At 42.7% G+C, this 20,327-nt stretch carries 16 protein-coding genes and 1 pseudogene; 11 read left to right on the top strand and 6 right to left on the bottom strand.

All coding sequences use genetic code 11. From position 1 onward, the window contains the following. Positions 1-272: 272 nt before the first annotated feature. The 4 genes and pseudogenes from map to FFR00_RS07905 all read left to right on the top strand — a co-directional run. A pseudogene (gene map, locus FFR00_RS07920) lies at positions 273-1,082 on the top strand (type I methionyl aminopeptidase); the annotation flags it as partial. 26 nt (positions 1,083-1,108) lie between these two features. Beyond that, the gene (glnD, locus tag FFR00_RS07915) at positions 1,109-3,718 is read left to right on the top strand and encodes a bifunctional uridylyltransferase/uridylyl-removing protein GlnD (protein ID WP_137672850.1); all 2,610 of its coding nucleotides are present in this window, start codon (positions 1,109-1,111) and stop codon (positions 3,716-3,718) included. 35 nt (positions 3,719-3,753) lie between these two features. Beyond that, positions 3,754-4,791 carry a 2,3,4,5-tetrahydropyridine-2,6-dicarboxylate N-succinyltransferase gene (dapD, locus tag FFR00_RS07910; RefSeq protein ID WP_137672849.1) on the top strand — a complete coding sequence of 346 codons (1,038 nt, stop codon included), beginning with the start codon at positions 3,754-3,756 and terminating at the stop codon, positions 4,789-4,791. Between the two features lie 189 nt (positions 4,792-4,980). Further along, positions 4,981-5,358 carry a DUF3461 family protein gene (locus FFR00_RS07905; protein WP_137672848.1) on the top strand — a complete coding sequence of 126 codons (378 nt, stop codon included), beginning with the start codon at positions 4,981-4,983 and terminating at the stop codon, positions 5,356-5,358. Positions 5,359-5,422: 64 nt separating this feature from the next. On the opposite strand, the gene ptsG is transcribed toward FFR00_RS07905, so the two are convergent. Beyond that, entirely contained in the window at positions 5,423-6,856 is a 1,434-nt protein-coding gene (gene ptsG, locus FFR00_RS07900) for a PTS glucose transporter subunit IIBC (protein ID WP_137672847.1), read from the bottom strand. Positions 6,857-7,410: 554 nt separating this feature from the next. Between ptsG and lamB the strand changes: the two genes are divergently transcribed. Next, the gene (gene lamB / locus FFR00_RS07895; RefSeq protein ID WP_137672846.1) at positions 7,411-8,706 is read left to right on the top strand and encodes a maltoporin LamB; all 1,296 of its coding nucleotides are present in this window, start codon (positions 7,411-7,413) and stop codon (positions 8,704-8,706) included. Positions 8,707-8,824: 118 nt separating this feature from the next. Here the strand turns inward: lamB and FFR00_RS07890 are convergent, their stop codons facing one another. The 4 genes from FFR00_RS07890 to FFR00_RS07875 all read right to left on the bottom strand — a co-directional run bounded on the left by FFR00_RS07890 (position 8,825) and on the right by FFR00_RS07875 (position 12,634). Further along, positions 8,825-9,832, bottom strand: a complete 1,008-nt coding sequence (locus tag FFR00_RS07890; protein WP_137672845.1) for a MalM family protein — start codon at positions 9,830-9,832, stop codon at positions 8,825-8,827. 91 nt (positions 9,833-9,923) lie between these two features. Beyond that, positions 9,924-11,210, bottom strand: a complete 1,287-nt coding sequence (locus FFR00_RS07885) for a carbohydrate porin (protein ID WP_201798712.1) — start codon at positions 11,208-11,210, stop codon at positions 9,924-9,926. Positions 11,211-11,630: 420 nt separating this feature from the next. Beyond that, positions 11,631-12,392 carry a tRNA pseudouridine(65) synthase TruC gene (gene truC / locus FFR00_RS07880; RefSeq protein ID WP_137672844.1) on the bottom strand — a complete coding sequence of 254 codons (762 nt, stop codon included), beginning with the start codon at positions 12,390-12,392 and terminating at the stop codon, positions 11,631-11,633. Then, the gene (locus FFR00_RS07875; RefSeq protein WP_235836178.1) at positions 12,389-12,634 is read right to left on the bottom strand and encodes a YqcC family protein; all 246 of its coding nucleotides are present in this window, start codon (positions 12,632-12,634) and stop codon (positions 12,389-12,391) included. The genes truC and FFR00_RS07875 overlap by 4 nt, the downstream gene beginning before the upstream one ends. Before the next feature lie 202 nt (positions 12,635-12,836). Here FFR00_RS07875 and FFR00_RS07870 point away from each other — a divergent pair, with 202 nt between their 5' ends. The 3 genes from FFR00_RS07870 to FFR00_RS07860 are packed head-to-tail and all read left to right on the top strand — an operon-like array spanning position 12,837 to position 14,960. Next, positions 12,837-13,883, top strand: coding sequence for a DUF3549 family protein (locus tag FFR00_RS07870; protein ID WP_137672842.1), 1,047 nt, complete (start codon positions 12,837-12,839; stop codon positions 13,881-13,883). Positions 13,884-13,893: 10 nt separating this feature from the next. After that, positions 13,894-14,184, top strand: coding sequence for a hypothetical protein (locus tag FFR00_RS07865; protein WP_137672841.1), 291 nt, complete (start codon positions 13,894-13,896; stop codon positions 14,182-14,184). Positions 14,185-14,186: 2 nt separating this feature from the next. After that, complete coding sequence (locus tag FFR00_RS07860) at positions 14,187-14,960, top strand: Zn-ribbon-containing protein (RefSeq protein WP_137672840.1); 774 nt, start codon at positions 14,187-14,189, stop codon at positions 14,958-14,960. Here the strand turns inward: FFR00_RS07860 and syd are convergent. Then, positions 14,957-15,499, bottom strand: a complete 543-nt coding sequence (gene syd, locus FFR00_RS07855; protein WP_137672839.1) for a SecY-interacting protein — start codon at positions 15,497-15,499, stop codon at positions 14,957-14,959. The genes FFR00_RS07860 and syd overlap by 4 nt on opposite strands. A 60-nt stretch (positions 15,500-15,559) precedes the next feature. On the opposite strand from syd, the gene queF reads away from it, so the two are divergent. The 3 genes from queF (at position 15,560) to FFR00_RS07840 (ending at position 20,325) form a co-directional block, all read left to right on the top strand. Beyond that, a complete protein-coding gene (gene queF, locus FFR00_RS07850) occupies positions 15,560-16,423 on the top strand; it encodes an NADPH-dependent 7-cyano-7-deazaguanine reductase QueF (protein ID WP_137672838.1) in 864 nt (287 codons plus the stop codon). Between the two features lie 14 nt (positions 16,424-16,437). After that, the gene (locus FFR00_RS07845; RefSeq protein WP_137672837.1) at positions 16,438-18,615 is read left to right on the top strand and encodes a hypothetical protein; all 2,178 of its coding nucleotides are present in this window, start codon (positions 16,438-16,440) and stop codon (positions 18,613-18,615) included. Between the two features lie 114 nt (positions 18,616-18,729). Then, positions 18,730-20,325 carry a GGDEF domain-containing protein gene (locus FFR00_RS07840; protein WP_137672836.1) on the top strand — a complete coding sequence of 532 codons (1,596 nt, stop codon included), beginning with the start codon at positions 18,730-18,732 and terminating at the stop codon, positions 20,323-20,325. Positions 20,326-20,327 lie beyond the last annotated feature (2 nt).

The raw sequence follows: 20,327 nt of genomic DNA, 5'->3' as shown, positions 1-20,327 counted from the left end.
TTAGGCCTCCACACATCCCATTTTACCGACCAAGCTATAACGCTCAGCACCCCGGAAAACGTGCCGATGTGTGTGTGTGATTAAAAAATAAATATTTAATTAATGTAAGCATCGGCTCTAATTCGAAAATCCAGAGTAATTACTTACGGCGCGCTTTATACCACATCTAGCGAAATTGATAAAGGAAAGGACTAACATTTTGTTAATTCTTCTAGCTACTACAACTCCCCTCCCCCTTACGGTAAACTAGCCACAAGACCAAGCTAAACACTCAACTATACAGACTCATGAGCATAGTAATAAAAACCCCAGAACAAATTGAAAAAATGCGCGTTGCCGGCCAATTAGCTGCCGATGTTCTCACCATGATTGGCCCCTTTGTAAAAGTGGGCGTAAGCACAGAAGAACTTAATCAACGCTGCCATGACTATATAGTGAACGAGCAAGATGCCATACCTGCTCCGCTTGATTACCATGGCTTCCCTAAATCTATCTGCACATCAGTAAACGATGTAGTTTGTCATGGTATTCCCTCAAGCACCCATATTTTGCAAGATGGCGATGTTATTAATATTGACATCACCGTCATCAAAGATGGTTACCATGGTGATACCTCAAAAATGTTTTTGGTTGGTAACTCAACACCTGCCGACAAATTATTATGCCGTGTGACTCAACAGGCGCTCTATCAAGCGATTAAAGTTGTTAAGCCCGGTAACAAGGTCAGTGATATAGGTAATGCCATTCAAAAGTATTTGAAAAAGGGTAACTACCGCTACGGCATTGTAGATAACTTTTGTGGTCACGGGATTGGCGAAGGCTTCCACGAAGACCCGCAAATTATGCATTACCGCAACAACGACCGAACCGTATTAAAAGCCGGCATGTGCTTTACCATTGAACCGATGATCAACCAAGGCAAGAAAGGCAACTGGGTTGATGAAGAAGATGGTTGGACGGCCCGCACTAACGATGGCAAAAACTCAGCGCAATGGGAACATACCTTATTGGTGACCAACGATGGCGTAGAAGTACTGACTCTTCGTGATGAAGAAGAACTACCGCGCATTATTAAGCACTAGTCAACAACGGTCACAGAGGTTTAGTCATGGAAACGACGCTAGCAGCACCGCCTTTGCCCTGCCTTGAAGAAATTTCACTAAAAAGCAGTAAGCAATACTTAGATAAACTCCAAGAGTACTTGGCTGATCAATTTAACCAAGGTGTGCATGTTGTTGAGTTAGTTCAATCGCGCTCTCAGCAAATGGATCTATTACTACACTGTCTGTGGCAACATTTTGGACTGGCTGAATACCCAGAACTATCCTTACTCGCAGTGGGTGGTTATGGTCGAGGTGAGTTGCACCCTCGCTCCGATATCGACATTCTTATTCTTAGCCGCCAACAAGTAAAACCCGAGATTGCCGAGAAGATTGGTGAGTTCATTACCCTGTTGTGGGATATCCGCCTCGACGTGGGCCAAAGTGTGCGTACCTTAGAGGAATGTCTAGAACTCGGTTTAGAAGACATTACCATTGCCACCAACTTGCAAGAATCACGCTTACTATTTGGCGATAAAAATCTCTATCAAGAGCTGTGTATGGCTGTTTGCGCCGATAGTTTTTGGCCTAGTGAAGCTTTTTTCCGCGCCAAAAAAGATGAACAATTATCCCGTCACCGCCAGTACAAGGGCAACTCGTACTCACTAGAACCAGATATTAAAGCCAACCCCGGTGGGCTGCGCGACATACAAACTATTTGTTGGGTAGCCGGACGCCACTTTGGCAGTAGTGATTTAGAAGAACTGACCAAACAAAACTTCCTCACCCTAGCTGAGTGTAGAGAGCTGCAAGATTGTCGCGACTTTTTGTGGCGAGTACGTTTTGCTCTGCATATCCACTTAACCAAAAGTGACGATCGATTGCTGTTTGATCGCCAGTTGGCGGTCGCACAATCTTTAGGTTATAGCGGTGACCATAACGCGCCGGTTGAACGTTTAATGAAGCATTTCTTTCAAACCGTTCGTCGAATCTCTGAACTGAATGAAATGCTGCTGCAGTTATTTGATGAAGCTATTCTCGGCAATACCGCCATGGATGTGCAGCCAGTAGATGAAAATTTCATGCTGCGTGGCAATTTAATCGATAGCGCTGACTCGCAACTCTTCCTGGAGCAGCCAGAACAAATTTTGGTGATGTTTTTACACATTGCAGACAACCCCAAAATTACCGGTATTTATTCGGCCACCTTACGTCAGTTGCGTGAAGCAAGGCGTCGTTTGACTCATTGGCTACAAGATTTACCTGAGTGTCGCCGATACTTTAGGCGTTTAATCAAACACCCCAATGTAACGGGTTTACCGCTAACCTTAATGCATCGCTACGGAGTGTTGTCCACCTACTTCCCGGCATGGAGCCGCATTGTTGGTCAGATGCAGTTTGACTTGTTCCACGCCTTTACTGTTGATGAACATACCCATCGCTTGGTCAGAAAGATTCATTCTTTTAAAGACCCTGCGACAAAAGAAGTCCACCCGCTATGTTGTCAGGTTTATCCGCGTTTAGAACGACCAGATATTTTGGTATTGGCTGCCATTTTTCATGACATAGCCAAAGGCCGCAAAGGCGACCACTCCACTCTAGGTGCGGTAGACGCCGAGGAATTTTGTTTAGCCCATGGATTTAGCAAACCTTCGGCCAGAACAGTAGCGTGGTTAGTTAAACACCATCTATTAATGTCGGTTACCGCTCAAAAACGCGATATTTACGATCCTGAAGTGATTACCGAGTTTGCTAAAGTGGTGCGCGATCAGCGCCATTTAGACATGCTGTTATGTTTAACGGTAGCGGATATTTGTGCTACCAACGATGACACCTGGAACAGTTGGAAACGCACACTACTCAGTGAACTTTATAATTCTACTCAAAAAGCGCTAAGACGCGGCTTAGAAAACCCTGTTGATATTCGCGGTGTTATTCGTGACAAGCAGAAGAAAGCCATTCAGCGCTTAGCCCTTAAAGGATATTCTGAAGAGCAAATTCGTGGCCTATGGCAACGTTTTAGAGTTGATTATTTCTTGCGTCATACCCCGCAGCAAATTGCCTGGCACAGTGACCACTTATGGGGACACAGTGAAGACGAACCTCTCGTACTGGTAAGCCGCAGAGCTACTCGAGGCGGCACCGAAATATTTATTCACTGCCAAGACATTCCGCATTTATTCGCTTCTGTTGCCGCAGAGTTGGACCAAAAGAATCTTAACATTCATGATGCGCAAATCATGTCTAGCAGAGATGGTTTTGTACTCGATACTTTTGTGGTACTTGACCAAGATGGCGAACCACTATCGGTAGAACGCGGGATATTGTTGCAACAAAGACTTGCTGAAAAGCTGCATGTTGCTGTGCCCATCGATCTAAAGCAACGCCGATTACCTCGGCAGTTTAAACAGTTCTCTATTGCCCCTCGCGTGGAGTTTTTACCCACCAAAGGCAATCGAACCTTGATTGAAGTTGTAGCCTTGGATAAGCCAGGATTATTGGCTAAGATAAGCGCCGTATTTCAATCCTTTAATTACACGATTCACGCCGCCAAAGTCACCACTATTGGTGAAAAGGCTGAAGATTTTTTCAGCATTAGCAATTGTGAACGTGAAAAGCTAAGTCCAGAGCAAAAGCAACAGCTAAAAAGCATTCTGGAACAAGCACTCAAACAATAATATTTAGCAAGCTCAACCACTATTTGGAGACAATCATGTCTAAAGACTTTTTTAGTTACGCCGTTGGTGTGGGAAGTAAAAACGCAAAGGGCCACTGGCTAGAAGTTTTTTACCCTGCTCCTGTATTAAACCCAAGTGAAGCAGAAGTAAGCGCCCTAACCAAAGATTTAGCTTACAACAATGGCAAACAAGACATTGAACTAGACGACGCAGCCTTAAACAGCCTAATCGCCAACGCAGAAGCACTAGGCCTTAAAGAACAAGCCATTGCTTACCAAGCTTTATTAGGTAGTACTCAGCCACGTGTTCTTTGTTTATTAAGTGAAGATAACGCTGCAGAGTCGACTCCTGAAGCATATTTGAAGCTTCATTTGCTGTCTCACCGCTTAGTTAAACCTCACGGAACAGATTTGAGCGGTATTTTTGCAGTTCTTCCAAACGTGGCGTGGACTAACCAAGGCGCAATTGATTTAGCCGAACTACCAAGCCATCAATTGGCCGCTCGCGCTAAAGGCGAATTGCTACAGGTTACCTCGGTAGATAAGTTCCCTAAAATGGCTGATTACGTAGTCCCAAGTGGTGTACGTATTGCTGCTACTTCGCGTGTTCGCCTAGGTGCTTACATCGGCGAAGGCACTACGATTATGCACGAAGGTTTCTGTAACTTTAATGCAGGTACTGCTGGCACTAGCATGATCGAAGGACGTATTTCTGCTGGTGTATTTGTAGGAAAAGGATCTGATTTAGGCGGAGGTTGTTCCACCATGGGTACCCTATCTGGTGGTGGTAACATTATCATCTCGGTAGGAGAAGAATCACTGATTGGCGCAAACGCAGGTACTGGTATCCCATTGGGTGACCGCTGTACCATTGAATCTGGTCTGTACATCACCTCAGGGACCAAAGTTATCCTGATAGATGAAAACAAACAGCAAGCTGGAACAATTAAAGCGCGTGAATTAGCCGGCAAGTCTGACTTACTGTTCCGCCGCAACAGCATCAGTGGCGCGATTGAATGTTTAACCAATAAAACAGCTATTGCCTTAAACGAAGAGCTACACGCTCACAACTAATCAATTGTAAACTCGAGCAGCCTTTGCTGTTCGAGTTTAGTTCCCTCCCCCTCTTCCTTGTTAAAAACCTTCTTAGTTCACACTCCTTCTATTTTTATTGGGCTATGCTGCTATATACAGACTCTGCAGATTATTACCGCGGTTACTGTATTCAGCACTAGAACAACGACTCGCTACGAAGGAAAATCTATGTATAAAAACTTAAAGAGTATTGGGATCACCAATCCAAGTGATATTGAGCGCTACAGCCTTCGTCAAGAAGCTAATTCAGACACCCTAAAAATCTATTTCCATAAAGAAAAAGGTGACTTTCTTACTCGCAGTGTCAAATTTAAATATCCGCGACAGAAAAAAACAGTACTAGTAGATGGTGGCAGAGGGACTTACAAAGATACCACTGAGATTAATCCCAATCTTCGCTTCATTGTTGAAGAACTCGATAAGATAACCCGCAGAGAACAACAAGAAAAAGACACTAAGCAGCAAGTTCTTGCTGAGCTAAAACACCTAGAGAAAGTAGTCACCAACAAAATTGCTGAGATAGAAGCCAAACTAGAAAGACTTTAAATAGGTAATTACCATTAAAAAAGGAGGCCTAGGCCTCCTTTTTACTTACATAATTTATTAACCGTTAAACAGTTTGTAAGTATGCTTCCATGTCTGTTTTAAGGTTGTCTGACTTGGTACCAAAGATAGCTTGAACACCCTGGCCGGCTACTACTACACCCGCAGCACCTAAGCCTTTAAGCTTAGCTTGGTCTACCGATTCAACAGATTTAACTTGTATGCGTAAACGCGTGATACAAGCATCTAAGCTTACGATGTTAGCTTTACCACCAAAGGCTTCAACCAAGTTTTTAGACATTTCGTCTTCTGATACAGCAACACTAGATACTGCATTATCTTCGTCTTCACGACCTGGCGTTTTCAAGTCTAACTTAGCAATAACCACGCGGAACACCGTGTAGTAAATAGCTGCGTAGCCCAAACCAATAACAGGGAATAACCAGAACTTCTGAGAGTTACCTGACAATACGATGAAGTCAATCAAACCGTGTGAGAATGACGTACCGTGTACCATGCCCAAAGAGTTGGTTATCACAAATGCAAGACCAGCCAATACCGCGTGAATAGCGTAAAGCACAGGTGCTACAAATAAGAATGCAAATTCAATGGGTTCGGTGATACCGGTTAAGAATGAAGTTAAAGCGGCTGAAATCATGATACCGCCTACCTTAGCGCGGTTCTCTGGTTTCGCAGCATGCCAAATTGCAATAGCTGCAGCAGGTAGGCCGTACATTTTAAACATGTAACCGCCCGCTAGTTGACCAAAGCCATTTCCGGCAGCGCGAGATGCCTCATCAGCTTGCAAGTAACAAGTTAATACGCCGTTAGCTATATCACCTGCAGCAGTTTTACATTGACCTGCTTCAAAGAAGAATGGAACGTTCCATACATGGTGTAAACCAAATGGAATCAATGAACGTTCAACGATGCCATAAATACCAAAGGCTAAGGTTGGGTTTTGTTCTGCAGCCCAATGAGAGAATGCAGCAATGCCGTTACCAATCGGTGGCCAAATAAACGCAAGCAACACACCTAGGAAAATAGTGAGGAAACCTGTGATAATTGGCACACTGCGCTTACCGGCGAAGAAACCTAAGTATGCAGGCAATTGAATACGGAAGAAGCGATTGAATGCCCAACCAGCAACGGCACCCGCTAGAATCCCACCAAGCACACCTGTATTGATCGTTTCAACGTCCATAACTGGCGCCATAACGGTCAATGTTTTTTCCATAATGGTAAAGCCAACAATCGCTGCTAATGCGGCAACACCGTCATTGTTGGTAAAGCCTAAGGCAACACCTACGGCAAACAACAATGCCATGTTACCAAATACTGCATCACCTGCGTTCATCATTAACTGAGATACGATATGCGGCATCCAACTGAAGTCAGCCGCGCCGACTCCTAGTAAAATACCCGCAACAGGTAGTACTGATACGGGTAGCATCAGTGCCTTTCCTACCTTTTGCGCTTGTGCAAACAAATTTCCAAACATAGTTAGCTCCTAGTGGGCTGATAGTGTACTGAATAAAGCCTTAGCCATTTTCCTTAAAAAGGCCAATTTTAGAGCGACTTATAGTTAATTATTATGAAGTAGTCGCTAAATTCGTTTTATTACGATTTCAGGTCTTAGTTTAGGGACTTACGCAACAGAAAAATGCGATTTGGCACAAGTTAACCCGCACTTTTTGTAACGCTTTGTAACACTTATTTTCATTGTCGATATAAAGCCTACATCTGGTAACAACTCTGTTTACATCCCGCGTTTTCCCTGCTTCCTTAAGTAATTTTCCGCACATCCATCCAGAAAAACCACTGCGATATAAAACATTAAAATAAAGTAAAAATAAGAAATAAAATTTCGTATAAATCAACTTTAAAAGCACCTGAAAGCATTTTCATGCTGTCAATGTGAGGAGTCTCACACGACAAAATCAAAAACTACTGCGACAATACTTTCGACATAATGTTCCGCAGGAATTGGAATTTACAGAACAGGGTGCTTATTTATGTCCATATTTGGAAATTAATACACATAAGGTTTATGTAATGAAATTAAAAACACTTTCTATTGCCATCGCTACTGCCGCGATGTCTTCTCAAGCTATTGCAGCAACTCCAGAGTTTAACGGCTACATGCGTTCAGGAATTGGCGCAACCGGATCTGGCGGCGACCAAATGTGCTTTCAAGCAGACGGTTCACCGTATAAGCACCGCTTGGGTAACGAATGTGAAACTTATGCAGAAATAGCCCTTTCTGCGCCTTTGTATGAAGAAGGCAACAAATCTATGGGTGTGCACACACTTCTAGCCCATTCAGTAGACCAACGTAACGATTGGGAAGAGAGCCCATCTGCGGTACGTGAAATGTACGTATCTGGTCAAAACATGGTTGAGTCTTTCGAAGGATCTAACCTGTGGGCTGGTAAGCGTTTCTACCAACGTCGTGACGTACACCAAATCGATTACTACTACCTAGCTAATGCAGGTGCCGGTGCGGGTATTGAAAACATCGACCTAGGCTTTGCTAAGCTATCTGCAGCGTGGGTACGAAATACCTCTGAAGCTTTGTTTGATGCGAACATTGCCGGTGAAGGCAAGCAGATGGCTGAGTTCTCCGGTAACAACTTAGATTTACGCTTAGACGGCATTAATACTAACAGCAATGGCGAGTTAGGCCTTGTTGGTATTTACGGCACATACTCAGAAGCAGATGACCAAGACTTCCGCGTAGAGAACCAAAAAGACAGCGGTGTGTTCTTGATGGCTGAGCACACCCAAGGTAACTTCTTCGGTGGTTTCAATAAACTCTCTGTAGCCTATGCCTCAGATGCAATGGCAGGCATTGGTGCAAGTGGTCAACTTCGAGGCTTCTCTTACGAAGAAGTAGAAGCTGCGCCTTTAGATAGCGGTTCTTACCTGGCAGAAAGCAATCAAGGTAGCTGGTACCGTATATTAAACTGGGGGGTTGTAGATTTAACTGACGCCGCCGCACTTTCTTATGTGGTTAACTACGAAAACTACGATAAAGATGACAATAAAGGTTCTACGCTATTCACTGTAGGTGTTCGCCCTCAGTACAACTGGAACAACAACCTATCTACTATCCTAGACCTTGGCTACGACATTGTAGAATTTCAAGATGCGGGCATCGCTAACGGCAGTGAAGATAACAAACTCGCTAAAATTACAGTAGCTCAACAATGGCAAGCGGGTCCAAATGTATTCGCTCGCCCTGCCCTACGAGCATTTGCTACTTACGCAAAATCTGACCAATACATCTCGCGCGATTCAAGCTCGAAAGATGAAGTGACCTTTGGTTTCCAAGCTGAAGCTTGGTGGTAAGCCAATAAACTAAAAAATGCCTATTTTTAGCCCTCGAAAGAGGGCTTTTTTTATACTTAATAAGCACAAAAAAGCCAGCTACATTAGCTGGCTAATTAAACGTTACAATAGAACAGTTCTACTTGTTCTTAACTGCCTCAATAAAGGTATTACGCGCTGAACGTGAACCGGCATACTCGGCTTCTTCTACTAACTTCAGTGCTTTTTCCACTTCATCTCTAGACACCATATCTTCGATAAGATTGTTATAGAAAGATTCGGTTTCAGGTAGCATCGCTTTTTTCAGGCTACGACTGTCTACCGCTACCACATTCGCAGAGTTACTGGATGATGTGACTGCTGCGGTGCTAGTTGCACTAACTGCGGCTACACTGGCATCGTTTGATGGTGCCGGTAATGGTTCCTCTTTCTTACCACCAAACCATGCCTTGTCGGAAAAAACGGTAGAAGCAGAAGAGTTAAACGCAACACTAAGCATACCCATTACGGAGTGCGGAATTAATGGATCAGGTAATCCAGGATCGGCTTTAGCTTGAGCTTTTGCGTAGGTTCTCGCAGGGTGAACAATTTGAGTCTGCTCGCTTAGTGATTGGTCAGTAGTATAAACTACCATATACCGCTCACGCTCCTCCGGTAAGCCTGAAGCCAAACGAACTTTAAATGAACCAGCTAATACGTTCGGTTTAAAGTGTTTTGCTTCAACATACTTAAAAAAGTCTGATGGCAGCACACGTAATACTTGGAAATTTTCATTCAAAAGCACAACGGTTGGAGCAAAAACTGTCTCTCCAATTTCGGCTTCTAAAGTTACTGGAATGTCTTCACCTAAACGCGGCAACTCATAAGCTACGATAAAGCTTTTTCCAGAGTTAAACTGAAAAGCCTGCCTAGAGTTATCGATTGCTTCTTCAGATTGGTAATCATAGTTAATCGATTTGAAATCAATTTGCTCGAAACTATTACAACAAACTGGTGCAGCATCTAATGTGCGCTCAGTAACAAGCGTATCAGCGTAAAGATAGCGAGTATCCGCACTAACAGATAGCAAAGAGTCATCTGTTCCCGAACTACATGCAGCTAAACCGACCATCGACGCTAAAACTACAACACCAAGTTTAGTTCCCATTACTACCTCCTAAAAAACTAAAAGACCCTTAAAATAGAGTATTTTAAGGGTCTTGACTAGCGTTCTAACTAATTAAGTTAAAATGCGGTGTTTACCACCAAGCTTCAACTTGAGCGCCGTACATTAGGTCATTTTTCTCTTGAGCCATGTCGCCACCGAACTTCGCTACGAAGATACGGATTTCAGGACGTGCCCAGAAACCACCTTTCTCTTGAAGAGGAGACCAAGCTTGAGCTAATGCAACCTTGTTAAGGTCAGCACTTTCGCTCATCCATGGGTCTTCTGCATTGTAGTATGCAGCTTCAAGAATTGTGCTCATGGTGTTGTTCCACAAGTAACGTGGACGTACTGTTACGCCGTAACGAGTACCATCGCTCTTGTTGTTATCACCCGCGTCGTCTTGATCAAGTTGCGAGTAAAAAGCAGACCAACCCATATCTACATTGCTACCAAATTTAACCACACCGTGGTCAATGATACGCCATGATTTACGACCTAAGTCACCGCCACCACCGATGTTGTATGAATCACCTAAGTGGTTGTTCATACCGTAACCAGACCAACCGTAGCCTTCAGTAGAGTACTGAGCAACTAACTTGTTGAAGCCACCAGGTAGACCAACAGCCCACTCAGCAGTTAACTGAACACCAGTTTTGTCGTTGTAGCTGCCATCAGTTTGAGCATCTTCTTGAGCATCACTTAGGTTAGCTTTGCCGCCCATAGCGATTAGGTCAATAGAACCTAAACCGATATCGATGCCGCTTAAACGAACATCCAATTGTGGAGTTGATGTGTAAGGTTGGCTATCGTCACCACCTACATCATGCCATTTGTTATGACGTACAGCCACACCCAAACGAGCGAAGCCTAGATCAATGCTATCAACACCAGCTCCGTAGCCAGAACCGTTTACGTAATACCAATCGTTGATGTGAACATCTTTACGACCGTAGTAACGGTTACCTGCCCAGATTTCTGTGCCGCTAGCCATAGTGTATTTAGCGTATGCTTCACGGAAAGATAAACGTTGACCAGACCAAGGGTCTGTAGCTTCACCTACGCCCTGCCAAGAGTTACCGCGTTGGTCTGTATTACCTTCTTGAGTGCCGTAAGCAACCAAGGTGTGAATAGAGAATTTTTCACCAGTATTACGTTCAACAACATTTTGGCTCAAAGATAATTCAGCGTAAGTATCACACTCATCACCTAAACGACCAACAACGTGAGCGTTAGGGCCACCGTCGCCATAACAGTACTGTGAACCACCGTCAGCGTTCAAGCCGAAGCCCGCACGGAAGTAACCATTGAAATCAAGAGCGAAAGCGCTTGAAGATATTGTTGCCGCAGTAACTGCAACAGCAAGTGTTTTCAGTTTCATAATCCTTTCCTTTTCCTTTAGAACTACTAAGTCCCTTACCTTTTTAAGTAAGAGCCAGCGGTGCATTTGTTAAGAGTGCTTATATCCGCTAACTGAGATGGATTATAGGGAGGCTGCACAGACACAACTTTGAACCTGATCACAGAATGCTTTTTCTGAAAATCGCTTGAAAACAGGGGTTTCACAGCTAAAAACAAGCTGTGGATCACATCATCAAATGACCATAAGAAAAGCCATGAAAATGCTTTCAATCACAAAGAAAAGGCTTTCAGTAGATTAATTACTAAAAAAATAGGAAATATCGACTAATATTTAAGGTTGAGGTATAAAAAAAGTAATTTTTTTACACGACTTTGAAACCCTTTTCAAAGTTCCATTTGGGTTTCAATAATGTGATATAGATCACCAATAAAAGTGGAACTATTTCCAGTTCATTAGCTTAAACATCTGTTTCCACCGCTCAGGTCGGGGACAAACAATGCTGATATTCTGCTTTGTATAGGGATGGACAAAGCTTAATTGATTAGCAATTAACCATAAACCGGCATGGTTCAAATCACGGAATAAGCGGTTATGGCGGCCATCGCCATAAGTGGTATCGCCGATGATGTGATGACTTAAATGGTGCATATGTCGACGAAGCTGGTGCTTTCTTCCAGTTTCCGGTTTAAGTTCCACCAAACTGTAACGAGATGTTGTAAATTTTCCTGAGGGGTATGGAAGTTCAGATTTTTGTAAGCCTTTATAGTGAGTAATGGCTGATTGAGCAGGCTTATCCTGCTGAGCTTTACCGTCTACCATTTTATCTAGCTTTTCTTTTAGCGGGTAATCGAGTAAATGTTCACCCTCTATATAGCCCCTCACTACAGCAAGGTAGGTTTTCCTTATTGCATGTTCGGCAAATAACACTGATAAATGTTTCGCGGCGTCTGAAGATTTAGCCATTATTAGCACACCGCTAGTCGGTCGATCTAAACGGTGAACCGGGTAAACATATTGGCCCAGCTGGTCACGCAGCATTTGCATCGCAAATTGAGTGGCTTCTTTGGCAATCCAACTTCTATGAACAAGTAAACCCGCAGGCTTATAAATCGCTGCGTAATGTTCATCTTGATACAAAATATCTAACTCAGCGGGAATGGGCTCGATGTGATCTTCAGCAGTTTCAATAATGTTATTCATTGAGGAAAGCACTCATCAAAAGCCTTGATACTGGTGAGTAACTCACCAGTATCAATATCTAATTGTTTAACAGACTCTTCGGCATAAGGGTATATGTCGACTTTCTGCGGTAATTGGCTACCAGATTCGATCAACGCACGCATTCGAGGGATGAGTATGAACTGCAACCACTGCGGCAAACTTAAGGTATCAACGCAAAAAGGTTGCGAACTTGCGAGAGCGGCTGCGCTTGGCTCAGACATCTGCCAACAATTACATTTCTTGAGGCTGGTTTCTAATTGATTTAGGCACAGTAAAACAGAGTCAGGCATAACTAAAAGAAGCTTCTATTAAAAGCAACATTGTAACACTGCTTTACACAGCTGGCACCGTTAAGCCTATTGATTGCCCTAAAGCCTATAAATGTGGATACTTACGCCACATTGATGACTGAAACCTAAGAACATGAAAAAAATAACTACATTAAGCGAAATCCTCCAGCTCTCGGGGAGTGAGCTACGCGTTTATGAAATGGGTCGACAGATACATCACATATCCAATCAAGACTTCTATCACATAGAAACAGCAAAACAGCCGTACCCTGCCCCTATTCAGCAGCAAGCCCGCTTTGCCTTATGCTTTTGGCAAAAGCAGCAATCTGATACACCTTATATATGGTTTTTACAGCTTCCGGTTGATGAACAAGGCTTTATTAGCCTAGGAGCGCGTGATGAGTTTATACAACTAGTGATTGATGCAATGGGTCATCAACTCAACCAAGAACCGACGGAAGAGCAACAGCAGGCATTAGCCAATAATCAATACATCTACAAACCTATTGAAGAAAAGCTGGCATATTTTAATGCTTTATATAAGAAAGACTGTCAGTTACCACCTTCAGAGCATTACCTAGCCGTTCACCGTTACTTAAGTGCGGATAGCTCGTGGGATAACTGGCAAGCCCTTGCCCTGCAAGGTCTGGCAGATGTCATTGCGCGTTTAGATAGAGATGAGAATAGTAAATTATTAAGCTCGGCATTCCATAAGTTGCCCATTGAAGTGGCCAATAAAACGCTAGAGTTGCTAGAGCATGCCAGCATCGATCAGCAATTGAGCCAATGCGTAGCCCAAAGCCATGCTGAACAATTAGAAAAAGATGAAGAATTAGCTAGCCTATATTTAAGAGCCTTAGCTGGGTCGTCAGTTACGCAACTAATCAACAAATCCATTATGCTTCAGTTAGAAAATGCTACGTCAATTCATAGTTTTATTGCAGTGGCAGGTCGTTTGTGGCAACAACTCGCTGAACCAAACATGCTTAAAGCGTTTCTCGAAGCCTTATCCAAACAACAAGATCCTGAGTTGTTTCAACAGATCTTTACAGATTTAGTATTTATTCCAAGCCTACGTAGTTTCGTATTAGCACAGCTTAGAGATCCGAGTAACTCCCCAGAGCTACAAGTCGCTATTCAGCAGCTACTAGACTTATACCAAAAACCTGTCCGCCATTAGGGAAACATAGATGTCTCAACAAATTGTTCTGTTAGCCATTAAATCTTTAGTGGATGATAATAAGCAACCTACTTTAGCTTTAGTAAAAGGCCGTTTAAGTTCTCGACAACCCATGCCATTGGTCATTGAGGCAATAAATGCCTTTAAACGCGACCCTAGTATTATTGAGGGTTTGACCCCAGCAGAGCCAACTGTTGTTGCTTCTACCAATACTCTATCTTTGGAAAAGCGCGTTGCGGAGCTTGAGTCTCAAGTAGCATTTTTACTAAAACGCGTAACACAACTAGAAGCTAATCACTAAGCATGTATTTAACAACCATAGAGTTTGAGTGTTTTGCAGATACCACTATTAGCCAAGCTGAAAAAGCCATAAACCAAGTACTCGATTGCTGGCGCTATAACGGACAAATTATCGGCCGAGAATTCCCAGTGGTGATAAAAGACGCAACCTTTAGTACTCGAGTTGTTTGCCCTGAAGAAAATAGTTTGCTAGAAAGCCACCAAAGCGCTCAGGTTAAACGTGCTAAACAAGCCTTGAGTGATGTAGGTTTACTTAGCCCCAAGATAAAAAGTTTGGGCCGAGATATTAACTCTGATGACAGCGACTTATGTGAATCGCCCTCTTGGCAAGTGCTGTATACCAACTATTTACAAAGCTGTTCACCGCTGCGTTGTGGCGACCATTTCACGCCTATTCCTTTGTATCACCTGCCCGCAGTAGCCAATGGCGATCACAAACAATTAGTAAAATGGCAAGAGGACTGGTCAGCTTGCGATCAATTACAAATGAATGGCAGCATTCTTGAACATGGTGCACTAATGGAAATGAGCAGTACCAAAAGTCACTTGTTTAAACGTGGTAGCAACTTATGCAAGCGGCTGGAATACCTCACTAAAACCCCCACTTACTTATACTTGTATCGCGTTGGCGGTGAAAGCTTATCTACTGAGAAGGCTAGAGCTTGCCCAAGTTGTGGAGGCCAATGGAAATTAGATGAGGTTGAACATGATATATTTGATTTTAAATGCGATAGCTGTCGCTTGGTGTCAAATATATCATGGGATTTCAAACGTTAACTCGCTAGGGTCAATTGGGCTAAAAAGTCGTCTAAGCTACTCGCTAATACACGGTCGATGCCTTTACCCAATTGCTCTAACACCACTTCACCCGAATCATTATTGATACTCACAACCTGCATTTCATCGTCAGTACTAGCAATAAATACGGTCTCATTCTGCTTTAATCTGCGTTGCATTAACACGTGGCCAATAATGTTTTCGAGCAGCATATCAAAATCTTGTTCATTCCAAGCCTGTACCAGCTCAATACGATTATTTTGAAAATCAACCGCTAGAGTTTCAGAAAAGTAATCACCATAAAACGCTTGAATACTAGGGTGAAGAGTGAGCTCAAGCGCAGCTTCAATCCCAGAAAAATCCCCAGTTTGCTCCCTTAGTACCGGGTGCCAATGTATTTGCTCATCAACAGGCTCACCCACGGTACAAGGAGACAACCAATCGTTGTCGTATTCAACTTGTGGATAAGACGAATTTTGCCACTCACGCTCAAACTTGGAAAAAACTGCTGTTAAAGGCTTTGATATCACGCTGCTCATAGATGTGTTTCACTTAGAATTGAGATAGACTAAGCCTAACCAATTCGATGTAACAACACCATGAAAAAGCAGCCCCTAAACACTTCAGAACAGTTAAAAGACAGTTTGAGCCTCGGTAAACCTACCGACTATATTAGCCATTACTCACCCAGCTTATTGCAAGGTGTGCCACGTACACTTAATCGCCAACAAATACGCCTAGACGAAAGCCAAGACTTGCCTTTTAATGGTTACGATTTGTGGAATTTATACGAACTATCGTGGCTAAACGATAATGGCTTACCTGTTGTTGCAGTAGCTGAAGTTAAAATTGCTGCTAGTTCGCGTTGCTTAATTGAATCCAAGTCTTTCAAACTCTATTTAAACAGTTTTAATCAAAGCCACTTTAGTGACTTTTCTGCTGTAGAGAAAATACTTGAAAAAGATTTAAGCCACTGTGCTGAAGGTGAAGTAAACGTGACTATTTTGCCCATTTCAAGCGCAATGGATAACTCAGCGATGCCTGGCGATAATATCGATAATCAAGATATCGCTATCGACAACTATGAACTGGATCCAAGCTTGTTAGAAAACGCTTGCGACCGCCATCAGCGAGTAACGGAAACACTAAACAGCCATTTGTTAAAATCTAACTGCTTAGTCACAAATCAGCCCGATTGGGCCAGTGTTTATATCCATTATAATGGACCTAAAATTGAGCAAGAAGCGCTGCTTCGCTACCTAATATCATTTCGTCAGCACAACGAATTTCACGAACAATGTGTGGAACGTATATTCACCGACTTAATGCATTATTGCCAACCCAGCAAGCTTACTGTTTATGCTCGATATACACGCCGCGGCGGCTTAGATATTAATCCTATGCGAAGTAACGATCCTGAAGCTACCGCTCGCTTGGGAAATTGGCGCTTGCTTCGTCAATGAGGATATTTAGTTTCTTGAAAGCACATTTTAGTATTTGGCGTTTATTGGCGTTAATCTGCGGCATACTGTCGGCTAATACTCAGGCTTACGAACATGGATTTGTACATGTTCCAAAAGCCTTAGAGCCGCTACGCCAATTACTCATTGCTAACCCTAGAATGTGTCTACAACAAACTAAACAACGCTTAGAGCAACAGCAAAACAGCACCAAACAAAGTCCTGAGTCGAAGAGCATTGAACTACTCACATTACAACTTGGCGCGCTTTGTTCTTATCGTATTAGCGATACCAAACAGGCTCAGAGCTACATTGACCACGCCATTTATCTAGCAAAACAACAACAGCATCAAGCCCACCTAACCCAAGCCTATATTATTGCTGCGTTGGTATTAAGTGGCGATCCCAACAGAGCAGTAGAGACGCGAAGTTATATTGAATTAGCGCAATCTAATCTTGAAAAGCTAAAGATTTTTCCACTGCCAAACATGCGCTTCCAGCTACAAAAAGTACTGGCGTTGTTTTATCAAAGCCAAGGTAAAAGCAACGAAGCTAAAAGCTACTTACTAAAAGCAAAAGAAGAAGCTTACGCCAGTAAATCAGTCATATTAAGAGCTTGGTCAGAAGCCTTGCTAGCCAACTACTACCTAATAAACAACCAGCCAGAATTAGCACTAAGTCATTTAAGTGAGGCTGAACTTGATGACGCGGATATAAAAACCAATGAAGCCTTGCTCCTAAGCAGCTTATTAAAAGCCAATATTGCCCGAGTATATTTAGGCCAGGGTGAGTTAGCCATTGCGGAACAAATTCAACAAGATGCCATCGCATACGCAGTCACGCTAGGCAACCTAGACCTACAAGCTGAAGAGATCGCTACTCTTGGCAACATGGCAGAGTTAACCGGTGATATTGATGCAGCTTTAGTGCACTACCTCAACGCTAAAGATATTGCTAAAGCGAATAATAACCTCCATTTGCTAGCCGATGTAGAGCTGCAATTAGGTCAAACCTATATGGAACTGTCGAACTATACGCCAGCTTTAGTGCACCTTCAGATTTCACGGCAGCTTTATACCACTTTAAATCAACCCAATAAGCTATTACGCAGCCTTTTACTATTGGGTGAGCTACACATCAACAATAAAGAGAATGGCTTGGCCATTTTGCAACTGGAAAAAGCCGAGCAACTCGCCAATACCATGGGCTTAACCAGCAGCCACAGTAAAGTGTATAAGTTACTCACTCAAGCTTACGAAGAAAATGGTAACTACGCCCTAGCCTTAGAGCAATTTAAGGTTTATCACAGCTTAAATCAGCGTTATCAGCAAATTCGAAATGAGTTAAAAAGAGAACAATTCAAGCAACACTATCAATATATTGAACAAGCTCAACAGCTATCTGATTTAACTCGAGAAAAAGCCATTATCTCGCAACAAAGTAACTTTCAGCAGCTCATTTTAGTATTGGTCTGCGTTTTTGGCATTATGCTGCTGTTCCTATTTTTAGTCACAAGACAAAAGCTATTAAGCCGCAATGCATCACTCAAAGAGCTGAAGTTAAAACTCAATCACCACCCTATTACCGGTTGGCAGCAGTTAGCGCATAGTGAAACACCTTTATTGTGCTTGCGCGATAATCAAGAAAACAAACAGCAACCCCGTATTTTGCTTATGTTATCTATCGAAAAAATCGGTTTAGTAAACCATCAAACGCTGGGCTTTAAATCTCATCGGGATTTAATCAAGTTGTTCGTTGAAGAGCTTATTACTGATTTAGACGGCGATTTCCACCTAGGGCACATTAACGATAAGCAAATAGTATTGTGTATCGAGCAGGGTCGTAATACGCCTCAAAAACTGAGTCAGCATTTAAGTGAGCGCGCTGAAAAATGCGCTGAAACGCAAAAAATTGAACTAATCTTAGCTATTGGTAGCTGTATGTTGCCATTTTTAACTAAAGCTGAAGATGCAATTGACGATATAGGTATGACTGAAGTTGTATGGTTAGCGCTTGAAGGTGCTCAGCAACTCTGTACACAAACAAATAGTAATCAGTGGGTCGAGCTCACTGCAATGAGTGGATCACACGCCGCATTCTTTTGTAGCGATGTGACTCAAGATGTAAAACAAGCCATTTCTAAAGGCTTGGTGAAAGTGAATGCATCTGCTGATAAGAGCCTCATTAATTGGTAAACTTTTGATAACACTCAACTACGATTAATGACTTGTTAGCATCTGTAGTTATCGAATATCTCGTGTTATGCTAAATTTTTATGTTAGGCACGCTAGGATGTATTGGTTTTAACGATGAGCGATATCATCACTATTAAGAAGCGACTTGCGTTGGTGAGAAACGAAATAGACAGTTCCAACAACAATCCTTCAGACCAAGATGCAAAGGTTAGAATGGAAAAAAAAGCAATAAGCCAGCTAATTTCACGCCTATCAAAAATTTGTTATGGCCTAGACGAACAGCTCGATCAAAAACTTCAACAACTTATCGAAGACGTTGAACAAAACGATGACCTGTCGGCTATCTCTCAATACCAAAACGAATTAGATGGCTTGTTTAAACAACACGGCGAGACTTTAAAAACTCTACTCGCTCATAATCAACGAATCATTAAATCTTCTGGTGAATCTTTAAAACGCATTAACGGCTTACCGCCCCAGCTGCGTCGCAAACTCACAGATTTTTTGGAACAAGAGCCCGCTTACTCACATGGTGATAATCAGCAACGCTTAGAGCAGCTGTTAAATTACTATTATCAAGCCTTACTGAACAAGCCCGCTTTTGGTGGAGCTCCAGCAGGAAGCACCGATAATGTTGCATCAGTAAAACCCAAAGAGAGTGTGCTTAATAGTCGCTTACACAAACGAATTTGTGATGACCTACAGCGCTTAATAACTGAGCTTGATTACAGTGGCGATGTTGGTACCAAACTCGGCCAAGTGCGTTCCGATTTACTGGTAGGTGTAGAGCCTGATGAACTACCTAGTATGTGCATTAAGGTCATTCAGCTCGTCATTGAAGGTAGCCGTGAAGAACGCAAAGCCTCGCAAGAGTTCTTATACTCATTAAACGAAAGTTTAGGAGGAGTTCACGATCAGTTTAATGACTCGCTAAGCCAATCTAAATCAATTCATAAAGATCAAAAGCAAAGTGATGGCTTACTTAAAAGTCGCTTGTTAGAGTTGGGAGCCGAAGTACGTTCAAGTAACGACTTAGACGCCCTAAAAAACTCTATTCAAAGCCGATTGATTCAAATTGCCGACGTCTTTAAAGAAAAAGAACAACTAGAGCAAAAAACTACAGATTTACTCGAACAACTTACTAATGTTGAGCTAAAACTACGTTTAGTGCGTGAAGAAACTCACGAGTACAAAAAACGCTTAAATGCTCATAAACATAAGCTATTTATCGACAGCCTCACCCAGGTCTACAACCGCGCAGCTTTAGACGAACGCTTGGAACTCGAGTACAAGCGCTGGAAGCGTTACGGCTACAACTTAGGCATGGCAATTATTGACATCGATCACTTCAAATCTATTAATGATAAGTTTGGACATATGGCTGGTGATAAGGCGCTTAAGGTGATTGCCCGCGCCCTGCAAAATAATTTACGAGACACAGACTTCTTAGCTCGCTTTGGTGGTGAAGAGTTTGTGTTACTTATGCCAAATATCTCTCCCGACGCTGTACTAGTGCCTTTAGATAATATTCGAGAGCAAATAAAAGCCCTCCCCTTTAGATTTAAAGACCAACAAGTATCGATTACCGTTTCTATTGGCGCAACTCTGTTCAAAGAAAGCGACAAGCCCTTAGATGCTTTTGAACGCGCCGACCAAGCCTTGTATGAATCCAAGAGCAGCGGCCGTGACAAAGTTAACATAATCAGCTAGTT

Origin of the sequence: Agarivorans sp. Toyoura001, assembly GCF_005405585.1 — a bacterium.
Classification (GTDB): domain Bacteria; phylum Pseudomonadota; class Gammaproteobacteria; order Enterobacterales; family Celerinatantimonadaceae; genus Agarivorans.
Note: the sequence above shows the minus strand (reverse complement) of the source record. Positions and strands in the feature narration are given on the sequence as shown.